This window comes from Candidatus Electronema sp. JM (assembly GCF_048287415.1).
Lineage (GTDB): Bacteria > Desulfobacterota > Desulfobulbia > Desulfobulbales > Desulfobulbaceae > Electronema.
Genome location: NZ_JBLWEN010000047.1, coordinates 73,214 through 95,705, shown reverse-complemented (window position 1 = coordinate 95,705; position 22,492 = coordinate 73,214). Strand labels below are relative to the sequence as shown.

General features: G+C 55.7%; 18 protein-coding genes, 1 tRNA gene and 1 pseudogene. 8 read left to right on the top strand and 12 right to left on the bottom strand.

What is annotated here, in order from left to right; translation table 11 throughout:
• The first annotated feature begins 17 nt into the window (after positions 1 to 17).
• The 4 genes from ACNKH6_RS09970 to ACNKH6_RS09955 are packed head-to-tail and all read left to right on the top strand — an operon-like array spanning position 18 to position 3,978.
• Positions 18 to 260 carry a YkvA family protein gene (locus ACNKH6_RS09970; RefSeq protein ID WP_417915409.1) on the top strand — a complete coding sequence of 81 codons (243 nt, stop codon included), beginning with the start codon at positions 18 to 20 and terminating at the stop codon, positions 258 to 260.
• Positions 261 to 291: 31 nt separating this feature from the next.
• Complete coding sequence (locus ACNKH6_RS09965; protein ID WP_417915408.1) at positions 292 to 1,899, top strand: hypothetical protein; 1,608 nt, start codon at positions 292 to 294, stop codon at positions 1,897 to 1,899.
• Positions 1,900 to 1,918: 19 nt separating this feature from the next.
• Positions 1,919 to 3,508 (top strand): NAD(P)H-hydrate dehydratase, encoded by a 1,590-nt coding sequence (locus ACNKH6_RS09960; RefSeq protein ID WP_417915407.1) that lies wholly within the window; start codon positions 1,919 to 1,921, stop codon positions 3,506 to 3,508.
• 11 nt (positions 3,509 to 3,519) lie between these two features.
• Complete coding sequence (locus ACNKH6_RS09955) at positions 3,520 to 3,978, top strand: CBS domain-containing protein (RefSeq protein ID WP_417915406.1); 459 nt, start codon at positions 3,520 to 3,522, stop codon at positions 3,976 to 3,978.
• A 4-nt stretch (positions 3,979 to 3,982) separates the two neighbouring features.
• On the opposite strand, the gene ACNKH6_RS09950 is transcribed toward ACNKH6_RS09955, so the two are convergent.
• The 4 genes from ACNKH6_RS09950 to ACNKH6_RS09935 form a co-directional block, all read right to left on the bottom strand.
• Positions 3,983 to 6,340 (bottom strand): CHASE2 domain-containing protein, encoded by a 2,358-nt coding sequence (locus tag ACNKH6_RS09950; RefSeq protein ID WP_417915405.1) that lies wholly within the window; start codon positions 6,338 to 6,340, stop codon positions 3,983 to 3,985.
• Between the two features lie 27 nt (positions 6,341 to 6,367).
• On the bottom strand, positions 6,368 to 7,288 hold the full coding sequence (locus ACNKH6_RS09945; RefSeq protein ID WP_417915404.1) for a FecR family protein: 921 nt from the start codon (positions 7,286 to 7,288) through the stop codon (positions 6,368 to 6,370).
• A 174-nt stretch (positions 7,289 to 7,462) separates the two neighbouring features.
• Entirely contained in the window at positions 7,463 to 7,834 is a 372-nt protein-coding gene (locus ACNKH6_RS09940; RefSeq protein WP_417915403.1) for a hypothetical protein, read from the bottom strand.
• 108 nt (positions 7,835 to 7,942) lie between these two features.
• Positions 7,943 to 8,737, bottom strand: a complete 795-nt coding sequence (locus tag ACNKH6_RS09935; protein ID WP_417915402.1) for a phosphatase PAP2 family protein — start codon at positions 8,735 to 8,737, stop codon at positions 7,943 to 7,945.
• 150 nt (positions 8,738 to 8,887) lie between these two features.
• Here ACNKH6_RS09935 and ACNKH6_RS09930 point away from each other — a divergent pair.
• Both ACNKH6_RS09930 and ACNKH6_RS09925 read left to right on the top strand, forming a co-directional pair.
• Positions 8,888 to 8,964, top strand: a tRNA-Arg gene (locus ACNKH6_RS09930).
• Positions 8,965 to 9,195: 231 nt separating this feature from the next.
• Positions 9,196 to 9,881, top strand: a pseudogene (locus ACNKH6_RS09925) (IS1 family transposase).
• Positions 9,882 to 9,966: 85 nt separating this feature from the next.
• On the opposite strand, the gene feoB reads toward ACNKH6_RS09925, so the two are convergent.
• From feoB to ACNKH6_RS09910, 3 genes are read right to left on the bottom strand one after another with little or no spacing between them, the layout of a single operon-like run.
• Entirely contained in the window at positions 9,967 to 12,105 is a 2,139-nt protein-coding gene (gene feoB, locus ACNKH6_RS09920; protein ID WP_417915401.1) for a ferrous iron transport protein B, read from the bottom strand.
• 41 nt (positions 12,106 to 12,146) lie between these two features.
• Positions 12,147 to 12,308 carry a FeoB-associated Cys-rich membrane protein gene (locus tag ACNKH6_RS09915; protein ID WP_417915400.1) on the bottom strand — a complete coding sequence of 54 codons (162 nt, stop codon included), beginning with the start codon at positions 12,306 to 12,308 and terminating at the stop codon, positions 12,147 to 12,149.
• A 4-nt stretch (positions 12,309 to 12,312) separates the two neighbouring features.
• A complete protein-coding gene (locus ACNKH6_RS09910; RefSeq protein WP_417915399.1) occupies positions 12,313 to 12,591 on the bottom strand; it encodes a FeoA family protein in 279 nt (92 codons plus the stop codon).
• A 312-nt stretch (positions 12,592 to 12,903) separates the two neighbouring features.
• Here ACNKH6_RS09910 and ACNKH6_RS09905 point away from each other — a divergent pair, with 312 nt between their 5' ends.
• Positions 12,904 to 14,094, top strand: a complete 1,191-nt coding sequence (locus tag ACNKH6_RS09905) for a GGDEF domain-containing protein (RefSeq protein WP_417915398.1) — start codon at positions 12,904 to 12,906, stop codon at positions 14,092 to 14,094.
• Here ACNKH6_RS09905 and hisF read toward each other — a convergent pair.
• Entirely contained in the window at positions 14,051 to 15,625 is a 1,575-nt protein-coding gene (gene hisF / locus ACNKH6_RS09900) for an imidazole glycerol phosphate synthase subunit HisF (RefSeq protein ID WP_417915397.1), read from the bottom strand. The genes ACNKH6_RS09905 and hisF overlap by 44 nt on opposite strands.
• A gap of 235 nt (positions 15,626 to 15,860) precedes the next feature.
• On the opposite strand from hisF, the gene ACNKH6_RS09895 reads away from it, so the two are divergent.
• Positions 15,861 to 17,321 carry an NAD-dependent succinate-semialdehyde dehydrogenase gene (locus ACNKH6_RS09895; RefSeq protein ID WP_417915396.1) on the top strand — a complete coding sequence of 487 codons (1,461 nt, stop codon included), beginning with the start codon at positions 15,861 to 15,863 and terminating at the stop codon, positions 17,319 to 17,321.
• Between the two features lie 9 nt (positions 17,322 to 17,330).
• Here the strand turns inward: ACNKH6_RS09895 and ACNKH6_RS09890 are convergent, their stop codons facing one another.
• From ACNKH6_RS09890 to ACNKH6_RS09875, 4 genes are all read right to left on the bottom strand, one after another.
• Positions 17,331 to 18,890, bottom strand: coding sequence for a diguanylate cyclase (locus ACNKH6_RS09890; RefSeq protein ID WP_417915395.1), 1,560 nt, complete (start codon positions 18,888 to 18,890; stop codon positions 17,331 to 17,333).
• Positions 18,891 to 19,203: 313 nt separating this feature from the next.
• Positions 19,204 to 19,719, bottom strand: a complete 516-nt coding sequence (locus tag ACNKH6_RS09885; RefSeq protein ID WP_417915394.1) for an SEC-C metal-binding domain-containing protein — start codon at positions 19,717 to 19,719, stop codon at positions 19,204 to 19,206.
• Between the two features lie 95 nt (positions 19,720 to 19,814).
• Positions 19,815 to 20,285: a hypothetical protein gene (locus ACNKH6_RS09880; RefSeq protein ID WP_417915393.1), complete on the bottom strand. Its 471-nt coding sequence runs from the start codon at positions 20,283 to 20,285 to the stop codon at positions 19,815 to 19,817.
• A 2-nt stretch (positions 20,286 to 20,287) separates the two neighbouring features.
• Complete coding sequence (locus ACNKH6_RS09875; protein ID WP_417915392.1) at positions 20,288 to 22,462, bottom strand: adenosylcobalamin-dependent ribonucleoside-diphosphate reductase; 2,175 nt, start codon at positions 22,460 to 22,462, stop codon at positions 20,288 to 20,290.
• Positions 22,463 to 22,492 lie beyond the last annotated feature (30 nt).

Below are 22,492 nucleotides of genomic sequence, written 5' to 3'. Positions count from 1 at the left end.
AGATAGAGAAAGCGGCAATGGCAACAAAACAGCTTAATCCTTTCACCCGCGCCATTTTGATGGCAAAACATGCTTGGGCGGTATTCCGGGCAAAAAATACGCCGCGCCACGTCAAGCTGATCCTTGCGCTGGGCTTGGCCTACATCATTTCGCCGTGGGATATCATTCCTGAATGGCTGCCGGTTATTGGTGTGCTCGATGATTTTGCTTTAGCTGCGCTGCTGATTTCTTGGGCGAGCGGGTTTGAGGTGGAAGAATAATCGCAGTTATATATCCTTGTAACAAAAGATCATGACTGAAAAAAAGAACAACAGAGATGATTTTTCTCCAAAAACAATAACTGCGTTACGAAGAAGAGCAGGAAACAGATGTTCAAATCCTGATTGCCGTGTCCCAACTGATGCACCGTCTGATGAAGGGCCGGAAAAAGTAAACAGCATCGGCGAAGCTGCGCACATCACAGCGGCAGCAGAAGGAGGCCCGCGTTACAATAAGGCATTAAAGCCTGACGAAAGACGAGCCATAACAAATGGAATCTGGTTATGTGCAAATTGTGCTGACAAAATTGATAAAGATGAAAAAACATACACTGTAGCATTGCTGCATGAGTGGAAAAGAAAGGCGGAAGAGAGCGCAAAGCGTGAACAAGGAAGGAAGCTCCTGACTGAACAGGAATCTCAACAGGAAGCGGTGAATACTTTGGTTGCTGCTGCAACTGGACAGACAGCGGTTTTTCTTCCTAACTTAGTGCCAAATGCAATCAAGGCAGAATCGAGTTATTGGGAAAAAATAGATCCAAGATTTACTGTCGAAACGAGTTATGATAAGGGAAAAACTGGTTATGCTGTTTATCCGAATGAAATTGTTAACTTTAAAATATCAGCAAAGGATTCTCACGAAAAATATTTTACCGAACAATTCGATAAATTAATAAAACACGGAGAGGATATTATCCTTAGCAGTAAATCTGTTAAACTTAAAGGGTTACCAATAGTAGAAAAAATGATAGAAGTCTTAAACTTAGATGGTTTTTTCAGGTTTGAGAATTTAGAAAAAAAAGCTATTAATCTTAACATTAAAACGATATCACCTGATTTGAAAACAGAATCGTTTTTTTGCGACTTACATGGGTATGCTATTTATGGAACTGAATCAATAACTATAAAATCAAAAGGATTAAATGATATGCTCTCAATGAGCATTAGGATTTACCCAGATAATACCGCTAAAGCAGAACTTGATGTGAATTACAATATATGGGAACAAAAAGAATTGAGATCCCTGGAATACTTTGATCGAATTTACGATTTTTATCGTAAATTAAATAATAATTGGACATTAAATATCACTGAAGAAAGAGAAAAAACAGTTATCTTGTCATTCTTGCATGATGACAATTTGTCATTATTTAGCCAATTTGTTTATTTTGATTTTATCAGAATGACAAGAGATATATCAAGAAAAATAATATGCCAGATTTATTATAATAGTTATTTTAAGCTAACGCATGATTTGTACCTAAAAATAAAAGAAATTCATGGAGTCCTGTCAAAAATAGGCCATAGATTTTCTTTTGACGGTACGTTACGTGCAAATTTGGAGGTAAATGATTATTCTGCAGAATTATTAAACCGTTGCAATACTGAGGATATATATTTTTTATTCAAACATGAACAATCAGAACATGAACAAATATATTTGTTTGAAACAAATATAACTATTCCAAAATTATCACGTACATTCACAAAGGTTAAACTAAAAATATGCAATAAATATGAAAATATTAAAGCTGGAGATTTGGTAGAAATAGAATTGATACCGGCAGATAATTGTGAGTGCATACTTGAAAAAATACCTGATATCAGAAAAGATGGAAAAGTTGGCATTGTTGAACAATAAAATATAACCAAAAGCGGCCATGAACCTTGCCACACCGGAGCAGATGCAGGCCCTTGACCGGGCCTCGATGGAAGATTTCGGCATTCCCGGCCTTGTGCTGATGGAGAATGCGGGTCGTGCCGCTGCGGATCAAATGGAGGCGCAGTTCGGCCCGGTTGCGGGCAAAACAGTCTGTGTTTTCATTGGGCCGGGCAACAACGGCGGCGACGGTTTGGTGATCGCCCGGCATGTGCATCAGCGCGGCGGTTCGCCCTTTTTGATTTTTTTGGTTGAGCCGGAGAAGCTGCGCGGCGATGCGGCAGTCAATGCGGCCATCTGCGGCAACCTGAAGCTGCCGAGCTGCGTCATCCACCAAGAAAACGAACTGCCGCAGCTCGCGGAGCGCATCGGGCGGCTGCATTGCGACCGCCCGATGCACAGTCTGGTGGACGCACTCTTCGGCACCGGTTTGGCCCGGCCTTTGGAGGGACGCTGCGCCGCCACAGTGCGCTTTATCAACGAATTGCGGCAGCGGCACGGCTGGCCTGTCGCGGCGGCGGACATCCCTTCCGGTCTCTGCGGGCGGACCGGAATGCCGCTGGGCTGTGCGGTGCAGGCTGATCTGACCATAACCTTTGGCCTGCCCAAGCCCGGCCATTTTCTGCATGGCGGCGAGGCGGTCGGCACGCTTGCGGTGGCGGATATCGGCATTCCGCCGCAGGCGGTTGCAGCGGCGAAGCTGCCGGGCGTTTTGCTCAACCGGCAGAGCGTCGCACCCCTGCTTCGGCAGCGGCCCAAAGCCGGACATAAAGGCACCTTCGGCCATCTGTTGATTCTCGCTGGCTCTGAAGGCAAAACTGGCGCGGCCTTGCTGGCGGCGCAGGCGGCCTTGCGCAGCGGCTGCGGCTTGGTGACGCTGGCTGTGCCGAAGGCTCTGAATGCAATTTTTGCAACTGCCCTGCCGGAAGCGATGACAGTGCCGCTGCCGAATTCAGATAAGTGCCTGTCTGTGGCGGATTATAAATTCATCCGCATCCTGATGGCAGGCAAGGCTGCGGCAGTCCTTGGCCCTGGCCTCGGCATGGCTGAAGAAACCGGCAGGCTGGTGCTGCGGCTGCATCAGGAACTGCCCATGCCCATGCCCATGCTCTTGGATGCGGATGCCCTCAACTTGCTGGCTTTGGAGCCGAACTGCATTGCGGATGCCGCCGCGCCGCGCATTCTCACCCCGCATCCCGGTGAAATGGCCCGTCTCGCCGGTTTGAGCGTCGGCGCAATTCAGCAAGACCGGCTGCACGCGGCGGATTGGCTGGCGGCAAAGCAGATTAAGGATGGACATGAAATCATCACCGTGCTGAAAGGCGCGGGCACCGTGCTTCGCTCCACAAAAGGCCGCTGGGCAGTCAACAGCAGCGGCAACAGCGGCATGGCGGTCGGCGGCATGGGCGATGTGCTGGCCGGTCTGATTGGCGGCCTGCTCGCTCAAGGCGCACCGCTTTGGGACGCGGCGGCAGCCGGAGTCTTTCTACATGGCTTGGCCGCTGATCTGCTTGCCGAAAAACGCCGCTTGGGCTACACTGCCTCCGAAGTGGCTGCGGCATTGCCGCTGGCCTTCATGCAGCTTACTTAACGAGGAACACGATGCTGACCGCAAAAGATTTGATGACTGCCAATGTCATCGCCGTCACCCCGGACACCCCTGTGCGCGAGCTGGCCCGCACTCTTGCTGACAACCGCATCAGCGGCGCGCCGGTTGTGGACGGCGCAGGCCAATTGATCGGCGTGGTCACGGAAAGCGATTTAATTTTTCAGAACAAAAAAGTCCATATTCCCACCGCGCTGGCGATTCTTGATTCCTTCATTTTTCTGGAAGCGCCGGACAAGATGGAGCAGGAGCTGAAGAAAATGGCCGGAACCACAGCAGGGGACATTTGCACCCGCAAGCCGGTCACGGTGCAGCAGGACACGCCGCTGGAGGAAGTAGCGACCTTGATGGCGGAGAAGAAAATTCACACTCTGCCAGTACTGGATGCCGACGGGCAATTAATTGGCGTGATCGGCAAGTCCGACATTATCCGCATGATCGCGGCGGGAATATGAAGGGTCATTTGCTCCGCATGTCTGTGATCCAATCCCAGTGCGCGGGCGGATTCTCCAGCAGATTGCGGCAGCGCGCAGCGTGCAGGGCATAGAGCTTCGAGCTGGGATCAAGCTTGGTCAAGGCTTGAAAAAGCGGCAGGGCGGCGGTAAAATTGCCAAAGCTGTATAGGTCGAAGGCACTGCTGTACATCTCCATTTCTTCGGCCCGATCAAGGCAGTTGTCGGCATTGAGGAGCTGGTAGATGGCCACCGGTTCGCTTTTTCCTACCACCCGCACAGTGTCAATCTGGCGGAAGATAAAATGATGGCCGATATCCACATCCACGGTCTCATGCACTGCCCCACTGACAATGATGTCCACGCCGTAGTGTTTCGTCAGCCCCTCCAAGCGCGAGGCAAGATTGACCATGTCGCCGATGACGGTATATTGAAACCGCTGCCGCGATCCCATATTGCCGACCCGCGCCAAGCCGCAGTGGATGCCGATGCCGATGCGGATTGAGGGCAGGCCGCGCCGCAGCCAGTCTTTGTTCAATTTTTCCAGCTCGCACAGCATGTCAAGGGCGCATTCGCAGGCCTGCCGGACATGCCCCGGCGTGGCCAGCGGCGCATTCCAGAAGGCCATCAGCGCGTCGCCGATGAATTTGTCCACCGTGCCGCGCCGGTCCATGACCGCTGCAGTCATCGGTGTCAGATATTCGTTGAGGAACGAGCAGAGGGCATCTGGCCGCATCTTCTCCGACATGCTGGTAAAGCCACGGATGTCGGAAAACAGGACGCTCAACACCCGCTCCTCGCCGCTGAGGACAAGGTGGTTTTTGTTTTTCACCAGCTCTTTCACCACCGCCGGAGCCAGATATTGGGTGAAGGCGGAATAGAGCCAGGCATTTTTCCGCTTTTCAGTGAAATAATTCAGTGAAGTCAGAACAGTGTACAGCAAGCCGGATGCGAGCGTCGGCGTGACCATGTCCACCAGCAGATGATTGGCACGGAAATTCCAGATTGAAAAAACAATGCTGCCGCAGGCGGCGGCAACGGCGAGGAGAAAGCCTTGCGCTGCCCCGATTCTGGGCAGGAAAATGATCAGCAGCAGGCTGATACACAGGAGCTGGAGAATATCCAGCCCCTCGACCCATTGCGATCGCTGAAGAAAACTGCCCGTCAGAATGGTGTTGAGGGCTTGGCCGTGCAGCTCCACCCCAGGAAAAAATTTCATTTTTACCGGCACAGCGACCTGGTCAAAAAGACCAGGGGCGGACGTGCCGACAAGGACATAGGCTTTGCGTAACTCGTTCAGACTGCGGCCTGCAAAAATTGCAGCGGCTGAAACATAGCGGAATTGTTCCGCCTGCTTTTCTTGGCTGTTTGAAGGAGCTTGCAGAAAATTCAGCCAGTTCATCGCATTGACAAAGCAGCTCAACACGTTCCTGAGTAACACGCCGAACAATTTTGACACGCGGTTTGGCTCAATCGCGTTGTCCATCTCCGGCGGCTGGCGGCTGAAATTGATCAGCAGCTCGCCCCGCTCGGTTGTCGGAATCCGATATGGCCCAACCTGCACCTCCCGAATTCCGTGCTCATTGCTTTCAACAAGTGCCGGACTGCCTTCCGCCGCAGCCGCTTGGAGCATGGCCAACACCAAACTGGGGTACAGGTTCAGCTCACCCGGTGTTTTTATCAGCAGGGGCAGGCGGCGGGTGATGGCGTCCTGATCGGGAATAATGTTGAAAAATCCGCTTCCTCGCGCCGCCTCTTCCAGCAAGGGCAGATTGACATCGGCATGACTGAAGCTGTGCAGCCGCCGGGTTGGATCAGGCCCGCGCAAAAGAAGGCTGCCTGTGCGCAACGGAAAAACAGGGCTGCTGGAATCTGCGCGGTTGGCAAAGAGATGGCCGACAACAACCGGAACTGGGCTGGCCGCCAAAACTCCGGCCAGCAGCTGGTCATGGTCAGGCAGGCCGTTCAAATAACGTTGCACGTCCGGTGGCATGGCCGCACCGTAGTTTTTAACGAACTGAGTGGGCGAAGTGCCGTCCGGTTCAGCAAAAACTATATCCAGCCCGATCACCGCCGGGCGGGCAGCGGCGATCTTGTTAATCAGCTCCGCCGTCCGGCTGCGCGGCCAAGGCCATTGGCCCAGCGTGACAAGGCTTTGCTGGTCAATGTCCACAATCACCACCGGCGGCTCGGCCAGCGGGGCGGGCATCTGCTCAATCAGCAGATCAAAGTTTTTTAGGCGCATATCGTGCAGCAGCGACGACTTCGACAACACCAGAGCTGCCAAGAAAAGCGAAATAATCCCGCCGACAATATGCAGCAGGTGTCCGCCTGAAATGCATTTTTTCCAAACAGCAGAAAACATTTCAGCGGTCAAACGGCGAAAGGCAGCTCATGGAGCATGAGGGCTGACAATTTTGTCGTTTTCATCAGGTTTATTGATCAATTCCTTGAGTTGATAGGTCGGATCGGCTTTCAATTTTTTCCCATCATCCAGAAAAAGCTGCACCTGCCAAAATCCTTTGAAATCAAGCTCAGGGGCAAGATTATGAAGCATGTTCAACGTGGAGTTGCCGATTTGCAGTGATGGGCAAACTCCGCAGTCCAAAGCAGCGCTGGCGATAGACAACGGCCCGACCAGCACAGAATTTCCAGTGTCGCCAATCAGCTCCACCCGCGAGCCTCCTCCGCCCGTCAACAAAACAGTCATCAAATCGGACGGTGAATGCAACGAAGGGCCTACTGCAAGCAGAAAATCTGTACCACGCACTCCCGCCACCACATTTGGGGTTTTGATGCGGAAAGAGCTGGGGCCGGTCACTTTTGACACGATGGTGCGCAGCCGCCCCAGCAAAAGTTGCAGTTTCGTATCTCGATGCCCGGTTTCAGATTGATAAACCGCTTGATCAATCACTAGCTTTGAATTGGCGGTAAGGGTGAGCTGGCTGTCATCCGTCAGCCGCATGGTGACACGGCTGGTCGGCGCAGTAATTAATGTATCGCCATTAAAAATCGGCAAATTTTGCTTCAGCCGATAAGCAGAAGTCCCGCCCTGATGTATGACCAACACTGCGCCTTGCACATTTTCAATTGCGCCTGCCTTTTCTGTTGTTCCGGGCGTAAAACCTTCGGCGATGCTGACCGACGGTGGCAACAAAGACGCGGAAGGCTTTTGCTCGGATTCCAAAAATTGGAGCAGTTCTTGGTCAGAAGGACAAACAACAGTTCGTGGAGGAGCAGCTAGCAGGTTGGATGAGGAAAAAAAGAAAAATACACTACAGGCCAGAAATACTGCATGAAGAATCTGTTGCATGGGTTAGGTGACGGCAAAAGGTGACTGAAATGAACGGGTAGTGGGTGAAATCCGTTGGCCGCAAGCGATAACTATCTGTTATCAAAGAAACAGAATGTACCTATCAACTGGTTTGGCCCACCACCAATGAACGTAATGCGATATTACTCAGATTACTCAGTCTGCCTGATTGTTTCACCGCTTTTTTTCTTTTTTCTGTTTTTTCACCATGCCGCCCTGCATCGTTCCACGCAATGACGAAGAGCTGCGCCGCTTGCGCACACTCATCCGGTCAACCCCGGTACCGCGCAGCGCTTTCAGCCCGGCCCAGATTTTTTCCTGATCGCCTTTGCGGACAAGGACGGCAAGTATTTCTGCCGGGGCCGCGCCATTGTTGACAGCATTCCGCTGCGGCCCGCGCCAGTTCCGGGGCAAGATCGCGCAGCACCTGCCGTGCGGCTGGGCCAAAAGAGAAAGCGGCTGCGAAGCGGGCTGGCCTGCTGCCGCACTGGCAGCGGACAAAGAGCCGATTTTTACTCTGCCGCCGGTCTCGCCTTTCAGCATCACGCTGGAATTATTTCCTGTGGTCAGGGAGGGCGGTCAGAAGGCGAGTCTGGCGCGGTGCCAGCAGCCCGCAGCGGAGAAAAATTATACGCGGTCGCAACCAGGTGGTGTTCATTGCCTTGCCTCTTCGGGAGCGCAATAGAGTGAGCATGACGGCATCTGCTTGATGCTCCGTCCTTCAGCCTGTGGCGCGATGTTTTCGCTCTCAGCAATGCTGTCCATTTTCATCAGGAGAGCGAGCAGGCCGCCTATGAGATAAATCAGCCCGCCTGCCCAGAGAATGTCGCTGGGAAAATGGCCGCCCTGGAGGATGCGGGCAATACCGACCAAGGAGCCGAAGAGCAGCCCTGCGGCAAGAAAGCCCGCCGCCGCCCGCCGCCGCCACTCCCGCAGCGCAAACCACGGAATCATGACCGCGAAGGCGATGGCGGCATGACCAGAGGGAAACGAGCTGTTGCTGCCAGCTTGGCCCGGCTGCCAGAATGGGGTGAACTGCTCGCTGCCGCCGAATTCAACAACTTCTCTGGGCCGCGCCCGCCCGTACTGCTCCTTGAACAGGAAGTTGACGGTCAAGCCGGGGCCAAGGGCGAGGCACAGCAGGACAAAAGCCGCCTGCCTGCGCCACTGTGCGCACCGCTGCTTGACAAAACCGAGCAGGAAGAGCAGGAAGGCTGCGCTGCCAATAAGGGCGGCTGGCACTCCCGCCCAGCGGTAGAGGGTGTTCCAAGGAAAGACATTGCCCTGCGGCCAAGCCCAGCTTGAGGCGGGCAGCACCGCAGCGATGGTGAGATTGCGCGGCACGACAGAGAAAACAAGACGGTCGGCATCGGTCAGCCAGAGCACTGCGCTGGCCAGCAGCAGGAAGAGGCTTACCAAAGCAAGTTCAAGCAGGCGTTTTTTCACCATTCGGCATTCGGGGGCTGAGGCGGCTGAAGCGGCGGCGAAGGGAGAATTCCTGCCGCTGCGCAGTTTTTTGTTTGCACAGTCAGCTGAATGATACTATATTATCGCCGTAGATGCCAAGGCCGCCGTGCCGCCGCATCTACCCTCACCCGTGGGCGGGTAGCTCAGATGGATAGAGTGTTGGCCTCCGAAGCCAAAGGTCGCGGGTTCGAATCCCGCCTCGCCCACCAGCCAATCAGTGAAGAAGTATCGCGTTCTTCGTTTTTGTATTTTCTGTTATATTTCCTACTTTTTCCATCAAAGTCCGCGTTCATAGCTGATAATGCTTGAAAATATCCAAGCATACCTTCAGAATAGGGTAATCCTCAAGGCGTAGTGGTGCACTTGATTCCTGCGCTGGAAATTTCCGCCGGACTTTGTTGTAATCACGTAAAAACAAACCGTTGTCAAGGAGAGCAAAAATGCTATCCTGTCCTATCTGCGGCTCTGAGAAGGTCATAAAAAACGGCTCCATCCATAATGGAAAACCGAAATTTTCCTGCAAGGAATGCCGCCGTCAGTTTGTTGAGAACCCGTCAAATAAAATAATTCCGCAGGAGGCCATGGAATTCAGTTGACAAGCTGCTCTTTGAAAATATTTCATCAACAGGAATTTCGAGAATCACGGGGATTAAACAAAAAATATGAAGATGTTCCGAAACAGACAGAAGATGTTTTTAAAAAAGATATCTGATTCTGCAATTCCATGAAATATGGTCGTTTGCCGTGTCAAAGAAGAAAAAAAATTGGATATGGATTGCGATTGACAGAGATTCGAAAAAAATTGACGGAGCATATGCCGGACGCAGAGACGCGGAAGGCGCTCTTGGCCCTTCGAATCACTTCCAGAATCATACAGAAAAATGCTGTGTTTCATACTGATTTATGGTCAGCATATAAAGAAATTCTTCCTCAAGGCAGACATTTTTCCGCCGGAAAGGACAGCGGAAAGACAAGTCATATCGAACGGTTCAATCTTACTTTGCGGCAGCGAGTTTCACATCTTGGAAGAAAAACGCTTTCATTTTCTAAAAATATGAAGAATCATATCGGATCACTTATTGTCTGCATTAGCCGGAAAAATATGGTCGTTTTCGAGAAGCATTGAAAACTTGGCCGCATCTGTTTGGATATCTGTCAATGATCGTTTTTGTTTTATTGATCTGCATGATTATTACCACCGGAAGCCAACCTCAGCCCAATATCCGCCCGGCCTGAAAAATCAGCACAGCGAGGCTGTAAGCGATCAGCGTATTGAAGGCGATGGAGAAGGCCGCCCATTTCCACGAGCCGCTTTCTTTGGCGATGGCCACGGCGGTGACGAAGCAGGGCGCGTAGCACATGATGAAGGCGAGAAAGGCTAAAGCCGCCGCCGGAGTCCAGCGCGGGTCGGCCTTCAGCCGTTCCTTGAGCGGGGCCGCCTCTTCCGGGTTCGTCTCGCCGAGGGAATAGGCGGTGCCGAGGGTGGAGACAATCACCTCTTTGGCCGCGAAACCGCCGACCAAGGCGATGTTGGCCCGCCAGTCAAAGCCAGCCCATTGACTGAGCGGCTCCAAAGCTATGCCGATCCGCCCGGCCACAGACGAGCGCAGTCTGGCTTCGGCCTGCTCGCGCTCAATCTGCTGCATCAATTCTGCCGAATTAGAGGCCGCCGACCGCCGGGCCGCGAATTTCTCCGCCTCCGCCGCTGGCAGACCGGGATAGGTCATCATCGCCCAGAGGAGAATGGAGATGCCGAGAATGACGGTGCCCGCCTTTTTCATGTACTGCCACGTGCGCTCCCACGTGTGCGTGAGCAGGCCCCGGAGGGTTGGGAAGCGGTAGGGCGGCAGCTCCATGACAAAGGGTGTGGATTCGCCGCGCAGCACAGTCAGGCGGAGAAACTTGGCTGCCAGCAGAGCCATAGTCCAGCTTGCCACCGTGGCCGCGAACATGTAGAGGGCTTGGTGATCAGCGAAAAAAGCTCCGATGATCAGGGTCAGCACCGGCAGCTTGGCCCCGCAGTTCATGAAAGGCACGGTGAGCAGCGTGGCCATCCGCTCCTTGGGCGAGCGAAGGGTGCGGGCCGCGAACACGCCCGGCACAGCGCAGCCGCCCGCAATGCCGCCGGAGACGATGAAGGGCATGACCGAGGAGCCGTGCAGGCCGAAAATATGGAAAATCCGGTCCATCATGAAAGCCACGCGGGCTAAGTAACCGGAATCCTCCAGCACAGCGATGCCGAAAAACATGAACATAATGATCGGGACAAAGCCGAGCACGCCGCCCGCGCCGTCAATCACTCCGGCGATGAGCATGGACTTCAGCGGGCCGTCTGGCAGGAATGCGTCCGCCAGCCCGCCAAGAGCCTCAAAGACACCTTCGAGCAGCTCGACAAAAAATCCTGACCAGCCGAAGGTGAAGCTGTAGAGGCCAAAAAGGATGGCGGCCATCAGCAGCGGCCCCAGCAGCCGGTGGGTGACGATTTTGTCTATTTTATCGGAAGCGTAAAGCCGGTCTTCATCAAAGGCCCGCGTCACCACGCCTTGGCGGATGATGGATTTGATGAAGCCGTAGCGGTGGTCGGCGATCACCGCTTCCGGGTATGCGTCAATGGTGTTGCGCAGATGTTTGCTCAGATTCTCGCTGCGGCTGATCAGCTGGCGGCCCAGCGCCGCGTCGGCCCGCATCACCCGGCTGATAATCTGCTCGTCGTTCTCAAGAATTTTCAGGGCGGTCCAGCGGGGCGGGTAGATGTCGGCCAGCAGGCTGCTTGCCTCAATCAGCGGGACGAAATCGCGCAGGGCTTGGTCAATGTCCGAGCCGTAGCGGAGCAGGGTCGGCGGATGCTCCTGCTGCTGGCTGACCGCGACCACCGCCTGCAACAGCTCGTCCACGCCTTGGCCGCTGCGGGCGACAATCGGCAGCACCGGCGCGCCGAGCAGGCGGCTCAGTTCAGCGGCGTTGATGCTGATGCCCCGCTTCTCCGCCGCGTCCACCATGTTCAGGGCGATGACCAAGGGCACTCCCAGTTCAAGAAACTGGCAGGTCAGATAGAGGTTGCGCTCCAGATTGACCGCATCCACAATGTTGACCACCACATCGGGCCGCTCGTTGACGAGATAATCGCGGGCCACCAGCTCCTCGACCGAATAGGCGGTGAGGGAATAGGTGCCGGGCAGATCAACTATCCGCAGCTCATTGCCGTCATGGACGAGCGAGCCTTCCTTTTTCTCCACGGTCACGCCGGGATAATTACCGACATGCTGCCGCGAGCCGGTGAGGCGGTTGAAAAGCGTGGTTTTGCCCGCGTTGGGATTGCCGGCAAGGGCGATATGAAGAGGGCTGTGCACCGGAATGCTCTGCGGTTGAGGTTGCGGAGGAAGGAAAGAACTCAGTCCCGGCGTTCAGCTTCTGGCTGCGCCGCAGCGCAGTCTGTTTTGCCGCAGGCGGAACAACCGCCCGCGCAGCCGCCGCTGCGGAAGGCGCGGAACAGGCGGCAGCAGAACCAGACAAGAATCGCAAAAACAATGAGACCGACAAGCAATTCCTGCATGATTTCAGGTCGGTTCGACGAAGATGCTGGCAGCGGTCAGTTCGTCCAGACTGAGTGTGCCGCCGTTGACTTTGACCATGCACTGCCGCCTGCGGCCACGGCCCGGACAAAGCAGCTCCATCTCCGCGCCCGGCAGCAGGCCCATGCTGGCCATCCTGCCGCAGGCCGCCCGGTCGCCGCTGATCCGGCAGACTTTGACCCGGCTGCACGCGCAGCATTCTGACAATGGCCGCGCCCCGGCCTGTGCTTCAGCTTGGCCGCCGAACAGACAATGAAAAAACATTTTTCCACCCGCCTGAACTTCCTTGGGAAACATGGATAAATCCGCACCTGATGCAAATAATAAATATTGTCAACAGGCTTGACAAGCATTTTCTTGCAATGCGCCGCGCCGCTGTTCCGGCTTTTTGAGAATTCAGCTTGTTTTTCGGCGAGAAAGATGATATTTTTGAATTTTCTAGTCCCGATACAATAAGGAAGCATCTTCACCTTCTGCACATAACTCGCGCACGGCATGACTGAGGCACAGTCGGATCACGGCGAACATTCCGCATTGCCTGGAAAAGATTTTTTTACAGCAGGCGCGGGAGGCAGCATGGCATCTTACGAAAAAAGCTCTCCGATCTACACCTTGCTCAGCGGCCAGCGGGTCGGGCAGATGTCGATAGATGAGCACAAGGAAATTGACCGCGAAGAACGCGCTGCGCACCAGAACATTTTTTCTGGGTTTCAATTTCTGCTGCTGCTCGTCGTTTTCCTCTGCACCCGCCTTCCCTGCGTGCAGATGCCGCAGCCTGCAACCCTGAGCGGCACCTTGACTGGTTTCACGCTCTTCGCCTTGATTTCCCGCTACGGTCTGCGGGAGCATCGCGGCACAGAGTGGCATCTACTGCTCGATAGCTGGGGGCTGCTCTTTTTTGCCGCCGCTGCCATCTGGCAGACTGGTTTTCTTTCCAGCCCCTTCCAATCCCTTTTTTTCATCAGCATCTTGCTCACCGGCATCTCCCTTGGTTCAAAAGCTGTTTATCATCAGGCTGGGGCAGCCACAGTCTGTCTGATATTGCTCGCTGCCGCAGACCGCAAGGCCTTTTCCGGCAATTTAGCCGCCTTAAAGGTGGACACCGAATATCTTTCCGAGCCGTTGATCCGGGTGACGCTGCTCTGGCTGCTGGCTTGGGCTGTTTCCAAGCTGTCGCAGGAAGCTGAAGTGACTAAGGAAAAAATCCGTCAACTTTCGCGCACAGACCAGCTCACCGGCTTGTGGAACATGAAAATGCTCCTGATTTTCATGCAGCGCGAGTACCAGCGCATCTTGATTCGTTCAGGAAAATTCTCAGTGCTGATGATTGACGCGGACAATTTGAAGGCGGTCAATGACATGTTCGGCCATCATGCTGGCACCATGCTGATCATTTTCATTTCCGAGACCATGCGCTCTGAGCTGCGCGAGGAGGACATGCTGGCCCGCTTCGGCGGCGACGAATTTGTCGCCTTCCTGCCAGACACCGCCTGCCAAGATGCGTGGAAGGTGGCGGAACGGCTGCGCCGCCGGATTGAGGACGCGCCCTTGGTCTATGAGGGGCATACAGTGCATATCACCGTCAGCTGCGGCATAGCCTGTTTCCCGGTGCATGGCGACGAACTGACTGAGATTATGAAAGTGGCCGACCGTGCCCTGTACCAGAGCAAAGATTTAGGCAAAAACCGCTGCACCATCTTCAATCAGCCTGCCCCGGAGCCGGTCAACTCTCCCTCACCTCAATCATTCCGCGCAGGTGATGCTTGACTGCGCCGATGGGCACTTCTTTACGGTGGAAAATTCCTGCCGCCAAGGCCGCGTCCGCGCCAGTTTTCTGAAAGACCTCAAGGAAATGCTCGGCGCAGCCTGCACCGCTGGAGGCAATCACCGGGATGCGCACCGCCTGTTTCACCGCCTGAATCAGTTCCAGATCAAAGCCCGCGTTGGTGCCGTCGCGGTCTATGCAGTTGAGCAGGATTTCACCTGCGCCAAGCTGCTCGCAGACCTTGGCCAGCGTCACCGCATCTACATCGCGCCCCTCACGCCCGCCCCGAACAGTGCATTGATACCAGCAGAATCGCTCACCGTTTGGCCCAGAAAATTTGGTTGGAATGACCTGATGCGGCACGGCATCAGGCGAATTCACATACACCCGGCGGGGATCAATCGAAATCACCACCGCCTGATTGCCATAGACGCGGGCAATTTGTTCAATGGAACTCATGCCAGTGGCCTTGCCGCTCTTCAGCGCTTCTTCCACAATCAGCACGGCATCAGAACCAATCGAGACCTTGTCCGCGCCAGAGCGGAAATACGCTGATGCCACCTCTAATGCAGAATAAAACTTGCCGTTCTCATCCTTGAAATCGCGGATGCCGCCGCCGATGGTCAGGGGCACAAAGACCTGTTTGGAGGTCTCCTCCAGCACGGCGAGCATGGGCATGTCTTGCAGCGGAAAAGCGCGGAAGGCCGTGATATTGAGGAAGGTGATTTCGTCGGCACCCTGTTGGTAATAGTCCTTGGCCAAAGCAACCGGCTTGCCGAGATTGCGCACTTGGCCCTGCTCGCGCACATCGTACTGGTCACCCTTGGTGACGACCAAATCACCGTGGTCATTCGAGCGCACATCGAGGCAGGCGATGATCCGGGCGGCGAGCTTAGTTGGCTGATGGTCTGTGCGGATGCTGACGCTTCCCCTGCTGGAATCTAAGAAATTCTCCAACAGGCGCAATCCAGCCTTGCCGCTTTTTTCCGGGTGGAATTGAGTGGCGATCACATTGCCGCGCTGCACCGCGCTGACAAAGGGACAGCCGTAGTCGGTCAGGGTCAGCACATCGTCGGGCTGCTCCGCCTCGGCGTAATACGAATGGACGAAGTAGAATTTTTCCTCGCCGGTGAAGCCGTGCAGCAGCCGCGATGCCTGCTGCGGCCTGATGCCGTTCCAGCCGATATGCGGCACGGGCAAATTTCCTTGAAAACGGCGCACCCGGCCCGGCAGAAAGCCGAGGCCCGGTTCCTCCGGGGCTTCTTCAGAGGCGGCGAAGAGGGCTTGCAGGCCGACACAGATGCCGAAAAAAGGCCGGTTGGCGCGAAGATGTTCAAGCAGCGGCTCGGCAAGCTGCTGCTCGCGCAGGCTGCGCATCATCGCCCCGAAATTGCCCACGCCGGGAAAAACCAGCCTTTCGGCCCGGCGAATATCTTCTGGCGAATTGACCCGCGCCACGGTCTCGCCCAACGATTCAAGGGCATTCACCACCGAGCGCACGTTGCCTGCGCCGTAATCAAGCAGAGTAATCATGACAGGCTGTTCCGCCTCGCGAAAAAATGATGGACGGCGGCTCCATGCCGCCGCCGTATTCTTAAAAGGGATTGCCCGGCAAGTCAAGACGGAAATCATCGGCTGCATTTTTGCCCGCCCGTCTTGGATAATCAGTTGCTGAACCGGAAAAGTCACGTTATACCAAAGGAGACAGGCGGCGGGCAGAACAGACCGCCCCGCCATCACCATATATTTTCATCATCTGAGATTGCTCATGAACTTGAACAACAAGAGCCTGCTCCGCAGCCGCTGCTTTGTCGGCGGCGGCTGGACGGACGCAGTCGCAGGCCGAACTATTGCGGTGCATAATCCGGCTGACGGCGGGCTGCTCGGCGCGGTGCCGTCCTTGAGCCGCGAAGAAACCCGGCAAGCCATTGCCGCCGCCGAGGCTGCTTGGCCGGGCTGGAAAAATCGCACTGCTCACGAGCGCAGCCGGATCATCCGCCGCTGGTACGAGCTGATCGTGGAGAACATGCACGATCTGGCGGTGATCATGACTGCGGAGCAGGGCAAGCCGCTGGTTGAGGCGCAGGGCGAAGTGCTGTATGGGGCCAGCTTTGTCGAGTGGTTCGCGGAAGAGGCCAAACGGGTGTACGGCGACACCATCCCAATGGCCCAGCCGGGCAAACGGATCATTGTGCTCAAGCAGCCGGTTGGGGTCAGCGCCTTGATCACGCCGTGGAATTTTCCCTCCTCAATGATCACCCGCAAGGCCGCGCCAGCCTTGGCCGCAGGCTGCCCGGTGGTGGTCAAGCCCGCTGTTCAGACTCCCTTTTCCGCCCTAGCCTTGGCCGCGCTGGCTGAGGAAGCGGGCTTTCCGCCCGGCGTGTTCAATGTCCTCACCGGCCCGGCGGAGGAAATCGGCGGCGAGCTGTGCGCCAATCCGGCGGTGCGCAAGCTGAGTTTCACCGGCTCGACGCGGGTGGGCAAAATCCTGATGCGTCAATGCGCCGACACGGTGAAAAAGGTCTCGCTGGAGCTGGGCGGCCATGCGCCCTTCATCGTTTTTGACGATGCTGATCTGGATGAGGCGGTGACCGGAGCGATTGCCTCAAAATACCGCAACTCCGGCCAGACCTGTGTCTGCGCCAACCGCTTCATCATCCAGCGCGGCATTTATCAGAAATTCGCGGAGAGGCTGATTCAAGCGGTGCAGGAGCAGCTCAAGGTCGGCAGCGGCTTTGATGAAGGCGTGACGCAGGGGCCGCTGATTGACCTCAACGCGGTCATGCGCATGGAGGCACAGGTCAAGGACGCGCTCGACAAAGGCGCACGCTTGGGCTGCGGCGGAAAACGGGCGGCACGGGCAGGCTTTTTCTTCGAGCCGACCGTGCTCTTGGACGTGACCCCCGCCATGCGCATCGCGCAGGAGGAAACCTTCGGCCCGGTCGCGCCGCTGTTTGCATTTTCCACGGAAGAAGAGGCGGTGGCCTTGGCCAACGACACGCCCTACGGTTTAGCCTCCTATTTCTACAGCCGCGATATTGGCAAGTGCTGGCGGGTGGCGGAAAATTTGGAATACGGCATGGTCGGCATCAACACCGGCATCATGTCCACTGAATCCGCGCCGTTCGGCGGCATCAAGGAATCCGGCATCGGGCGGGAAGGCTCGAAGTACGGGATTGACGAGTATCTGGAAATGAAATATCTCTGTTTGGGAGGAATTGAGAACTGACGCGGTAATTCAACTGGTTCGGCGCGGCGGAAGGACAACTTTGCTTGGCTCAACCCGATTGCGGCCATTGTTCTTGGCCAGATAGAGATTGCGGTCTGCCGCCTCGAACAGGTTGTCGTATTCGGCCAGATTGGCGGTGCAGGCCACTCCCAGCGTCACTGTGATCACCGGCACAATGTCCGAGCTGATATGGGGGATGGCGAGGCTGACTATCGCCCGCCGTGCGCCTTCCGCGATGTCCGCCGCCGAATGCAGATCCGTGCGCGGCAGGACAATGACAAATTCCTCGCCGCCGTAGCGGGCCACGCAGTCGCTGCTGCGCCGCGCTTGGCCTTTGAGGCTGTCGGCTATTTTTTTCAAACACTCATCGCCGGCCTTATGGCCGTAGGTGTCGTTATAACGTTTAAAATAATCCACATCGCAGATAATCAGCGACAAGGGCAGGTCAGCCCGGCGCAGCTCATTCTCCAGCAGCTCGTCAAAATAGCGGCGGTTGTAGAGACCGGTCAGCTCGTCAATCGCTGCGCACTGCTCGGCCACATACAGCCGGTTTTCCCGGTTCAGCATCCAGATCAGGCCGATTTCAATCAGAACAAAGCCTAACGCAGACAGTCCGACATACACTGCAAAGGTTTTGGCGGTCCGGCGCACCTGCTCAGTGACATCCTCCCAGATCAGCATGAACCCGGCCTGAAGCGTCGGCACAGCGTCCAGCTCGTTCTCCTGCGCATCCGGCAACGGAAAATAATACACTGAATAGAAAGCGGATTTTTTATACATCAGGGAAATATCGTCCACCTTGTAATCGCTCCTGATGAACAGTTCCGCCAGTATTTCATTCATCATCTCCCGTGAGCTGGTCACTTCAATATAATGATTGGCATCAATGTGCTCCTCAAAATATTTTTTCGTCTGGTCAGTCCACATCTTGCTGCGGACATAATCCTTGTTCAGCAGAGCGGCGGCATCAATGCGAAAAAGTTTGGCGTACAGAGGGACAATATCCTTGAACGAGGTGCTGATTTCCAAGGAGCCGACATACACTTTTTCTCCGCTGGCCGGATCAAGCACCCAAAGCGGCAGCACGCCGCGTTGCCAGGTGTAATTCTGCATGGCATCCGGCTGGAGGTGCGTTGCTTTTGTCTGACCAAATTGATACGTTTTGCGAAGGATGCCGTCCTCTTCGCTTGTCGGCTGGCTGATGCTGCTCGGCTCTGTCGGCGAGGCATTGGCTGCTTTGTTGCTTTCGAGCAAAAATGCCTGACTGAATTTGCTGCTGCTGATCAAGGTGGACATCTGCAGCATGCTGCTGTACACCATCTTCAAATTGAGCTTGAATTCCTCCTCGTGCCGCTTCGCTTGATCAAGCAGCGAGCTGGACAGCTCTTTCTTGAAGGTATAAAAAATAACCCCCAAGAACGTCGCGTTGACCAGAAGGATGACCAGCGTGAGACAGATGAGCAGCTTTTTATTTTTTCGGAGGGTTCTGCCGACAGACAGCCGCACCGGCAACTTGCCCTGCTGGCGGCGGCAGTGCGATGCAGCCTGATTGAGGATGCGCGAGATCATTCCACTTCGGTCATGAAAGAAAGAGCAGCTCCGGCAGAACCGCCGCTTGACTGCCGACGGTGATTGGTACAAGAAATTGTACCAAGATAGGTTATAATACAATTTTCTGCCGCAAAGTTCAAGCAGCTTTCTTCCGGCAGATAAGAAAAAAGCGGTCTGCCTGCTCAAAACTCCTCAGTCGCTGCCGTACATCAGGCAGAAAAGACAATCACAAGGCTGTTAAACGAGGGCGGCTCTGGCGCAGCGGGGCGAGAACTGCGGTCAAGGCCGCAGCGGCAAGGACGGCAGCAGACGGATGAGTTGAAGACGCATATCAGTCGTCTCCGGCGGGCGGCAGATGCACTTGCCTGAGCAGCTCGGCGGAATAGTGCCTCCTGATTCTGCGCCAAGCCGCGCGGATCTGCAGGGTCGGCGCGCCGAGCAGCTCGGTTTCTTCGCCGTTTTTGTGATCGGTCAGAAAAAGTCTGCGCTGCCGCAGCGTAACGGCATGACTCCAATCCACTTCGATCAGCTCCTGACTCTCCAGCACCGGCGGCGGCAGAGGCTGGCCCGCTGCGGCTACCTGCACGGCATCGCGCTCTGTGGTTTCCAGAAACCATGCGTCGCCGTTTTTGGTGCTGAAAAAAATGAACACGCCCAGTTCACGGCACTGCTCCTCGCAGCGTGCGGCAGCTTCCTGAATTTTTTCAATCTCCCCCTGAAGGGAAACTTGGCTCCGCCGCACTGGAGCAGGCGGCGGCAGCCCTGCTTGCTGCATCGGCAGACAGCAGTGCTTGTATTTTTTTCCAGAACGGCAGGGGCAGGATTGATTGCGGCTGATTTTGATCATGGCGGCAGCGCGTTGTTGAACAAGGAAAGCAAAGCGATGCACTCATAATCCTGCAACACGGCGCGGCTGTCAAAGGAAAAATGCGGCAGACGGCCTCAGCGGGTAACAGGCTTTTCTTCGCTGCCAGGCAGAGCCGGTTCCGGCTGGAGCGGCGGAACGGCATCTGCGCCGGGACGAAATACAGCCGACGGCGATGACGCGCTGTTGCGCCCGCCCTCTCCCTCTTTGGCATACAGCAGCACCTTGTTCAGGGGCGGTCTGCCGCTGCCATGCTGCGCTGTATAGACAAAAAGGCTGTTGAAATTCTGGGTGATCCGCCGCAGTCCCTCCTCCAGCGGAATGCGGCGGAGATCAGCAGAAACCGGCTGCTCAACGGCACCCCGCACGGTGATTTCCACCTTGGCCTGCGCGGCAATTTCTTGCAGAATCTCGCGTAAAGGCCGATTCCGAGCCTGCATGGTCAGCAAGCCGTCCTCAATCACGAGCTGAGGTTCGGACAAGGCTGGCACTGCTGCGGCAAAAAACGCCGCAGCCAAAGCCAGTCGAGCGCACAGCCTGTTCTTCATGATTACGAGCAGCGCGAATAGCCGCAGTCGCGGCAGACTTCGCAGCCTTCGGCAAAGACCAAAGTGCCGGGGCATTCCGGGCAGGACGAGGTGAAGCCCTTCTGCGTCCCAGCCATGAAGGATTTGAGCAGCCTGCCGAGCTGGGCGGGCAGATCGAACATGTGGCCGCTGGAGCGATCAAGCTGGCGGATGATCTCCTCCATCGGAATCTGATAGCGCAGGGCGAGCGAGACCAGTCGGCAGGTGGTGGTCCACATGGTGGATTTATCCTTCAGATCCAGCCGATTGTCGAATGGAAACTTGGCGAAGACCTCCATCGGGCTTTCCGCCTCGTCAAAGCAGACGATGATGTACACTGCATTGCCGTCCGCGTCTTTGAGCCGGTAGCGCTTGGCATCAAGCACATCGGGCAGCTCTTTTTTCTGCATCTCGCCTTGAGTTGACACCACAGCGGTCTGCTGCTTGGCCGCCGAAGCGGCGGTGCTGAGAACCTGGCCGTCCCGCGAGCCGTCGCGATAGACGGTCAGTCCCTTGCAGCCCAGCTCAAAGCCGAGCAGATAAGAAAGGCGCACATCCTCTTTGCTCGCTGTTGCAGGCAGATTGATGGTCTTGCTGATTGAGGAGTCCACGCCGCTGGCCTGCAACGCGCCCTGCATCCTGATATGATCCTCCGGGGCGATGTCCTGCGCGGCTTGGAAAATGCGCTGCCATTTTTCCGGGATTTCCGCATGGCCGAGCACTGTGCCGCTCTTGGCCACCTTCCGCATCAGCTCTTCAGAGAAAAAGCCCTCGCGCTTGGCGGCGGCCTCGAAATGTTTGTTGACCATCAGAAAGCGGTCTCCGTCCATGACATTTTTTTCTGTCACCACCGCAAAATACGGCTCACAGCCGGAAGAGCAGTCAGCGATCATCGAAACCGTGCCGGTAGGCTGAATGGAGGTCAGAGCGGCATTGCGCCGGGCCGGATAGTGGTTGTGCTGCGGATCCCAAGCCGGGAACGGGCTTTTCAGCTCCGCCAAAGCGATGGAGGCGGCCTCAGCCTCGTCGCGGATGAACTGCATGACCTTGGCTGATTCCGCCCGGCCTGTCTCGTCGCCGTAGGGCAGCTCCAGTTGGATGAGCATGTCGTGCAGGCCCATGATGCCAAGGCCGATTTTGCGCGTTTTCTTGGTCATCTCCGCGATTTCCGGGATGGGAAAGCGGTTGCAGTCAATCACGTTGTCCAAGAAGCGCACCGCTGTCCGCACCGTCTGCGCCAAGCGGGGATAATCCACCGCGCCGTCCTTGACGTAACTGTTGAGATTTATTGAACCTAAATTGCACGATTCGTATGGCAGAAGCCACTGCTCGCCACAAGGATTTGTCGCCTCAAATTCACCAAGCTGCGGGGTGGCGTTGGCGCGGTTGGCCGCGTCAATGAAGAGAACGCCCGGCTCGCCGTTGTGCCACGCCAGATCAACAATTTTATCAAAAACTTTGGCCGCGTTCATCCGGCAGACCACCTTGCGGTTGGAAGGGTCAATCAGGTCGTATTCCTGATTATTTTTTGCCGCCTCCATGAACTTGTCGGTGATGGCCACCGAAAAATTGAAGTTGGTGAATTTGCTCTGATCCTGCTTGGCACTGATAAAGTCCATGATGTCAGGATGATCCACGCGTAGGATGCCCATGTTGGCGCCGCGCCGCTTGCCGCCCTGCTTGATGGTCTCGGTGGCCACGTCGAACACGGCGGCGAAACTGAGCGGCCCGGAGGCCACGCCCTGCGTCGAGCGCACCGCTGAATTTTTTGGCCGCAGCCGGGAGAAGGAATAGCCGGTGCCGCCGCCGGTCTTATGCACCAATGCGCCGTTGCGGATGGAAGTGAAAATGCCGTCCATCGAGTCGTCAACGGGCAGGACAAAGCAGGCGGAAAGCTGGCCAAGGTCGGTGCCCGCATTCATCAGGCAGGGCGAGTTGGGCAGAAAATCGAGATGATAGATCAGACTGAAGAACTGCTCGCGCAGCAGCTCGAAATCCTCGCGCTCCCGGTCCGGCGCGGCCACTGCGTCCGCCACCCGGCGGCAGAGCGATTCCCAGTTCTCCAGCACATTACCCTGCCCATCTTTGAGGTAGTAACGGCGGGTCAACACGGTCTCGGCGGTCTCGGTCAGAACCTGTCTGGCAACGGTTCTGGTCATCTCTTTTCCCATCTCTTCCTTCCTTTTTGA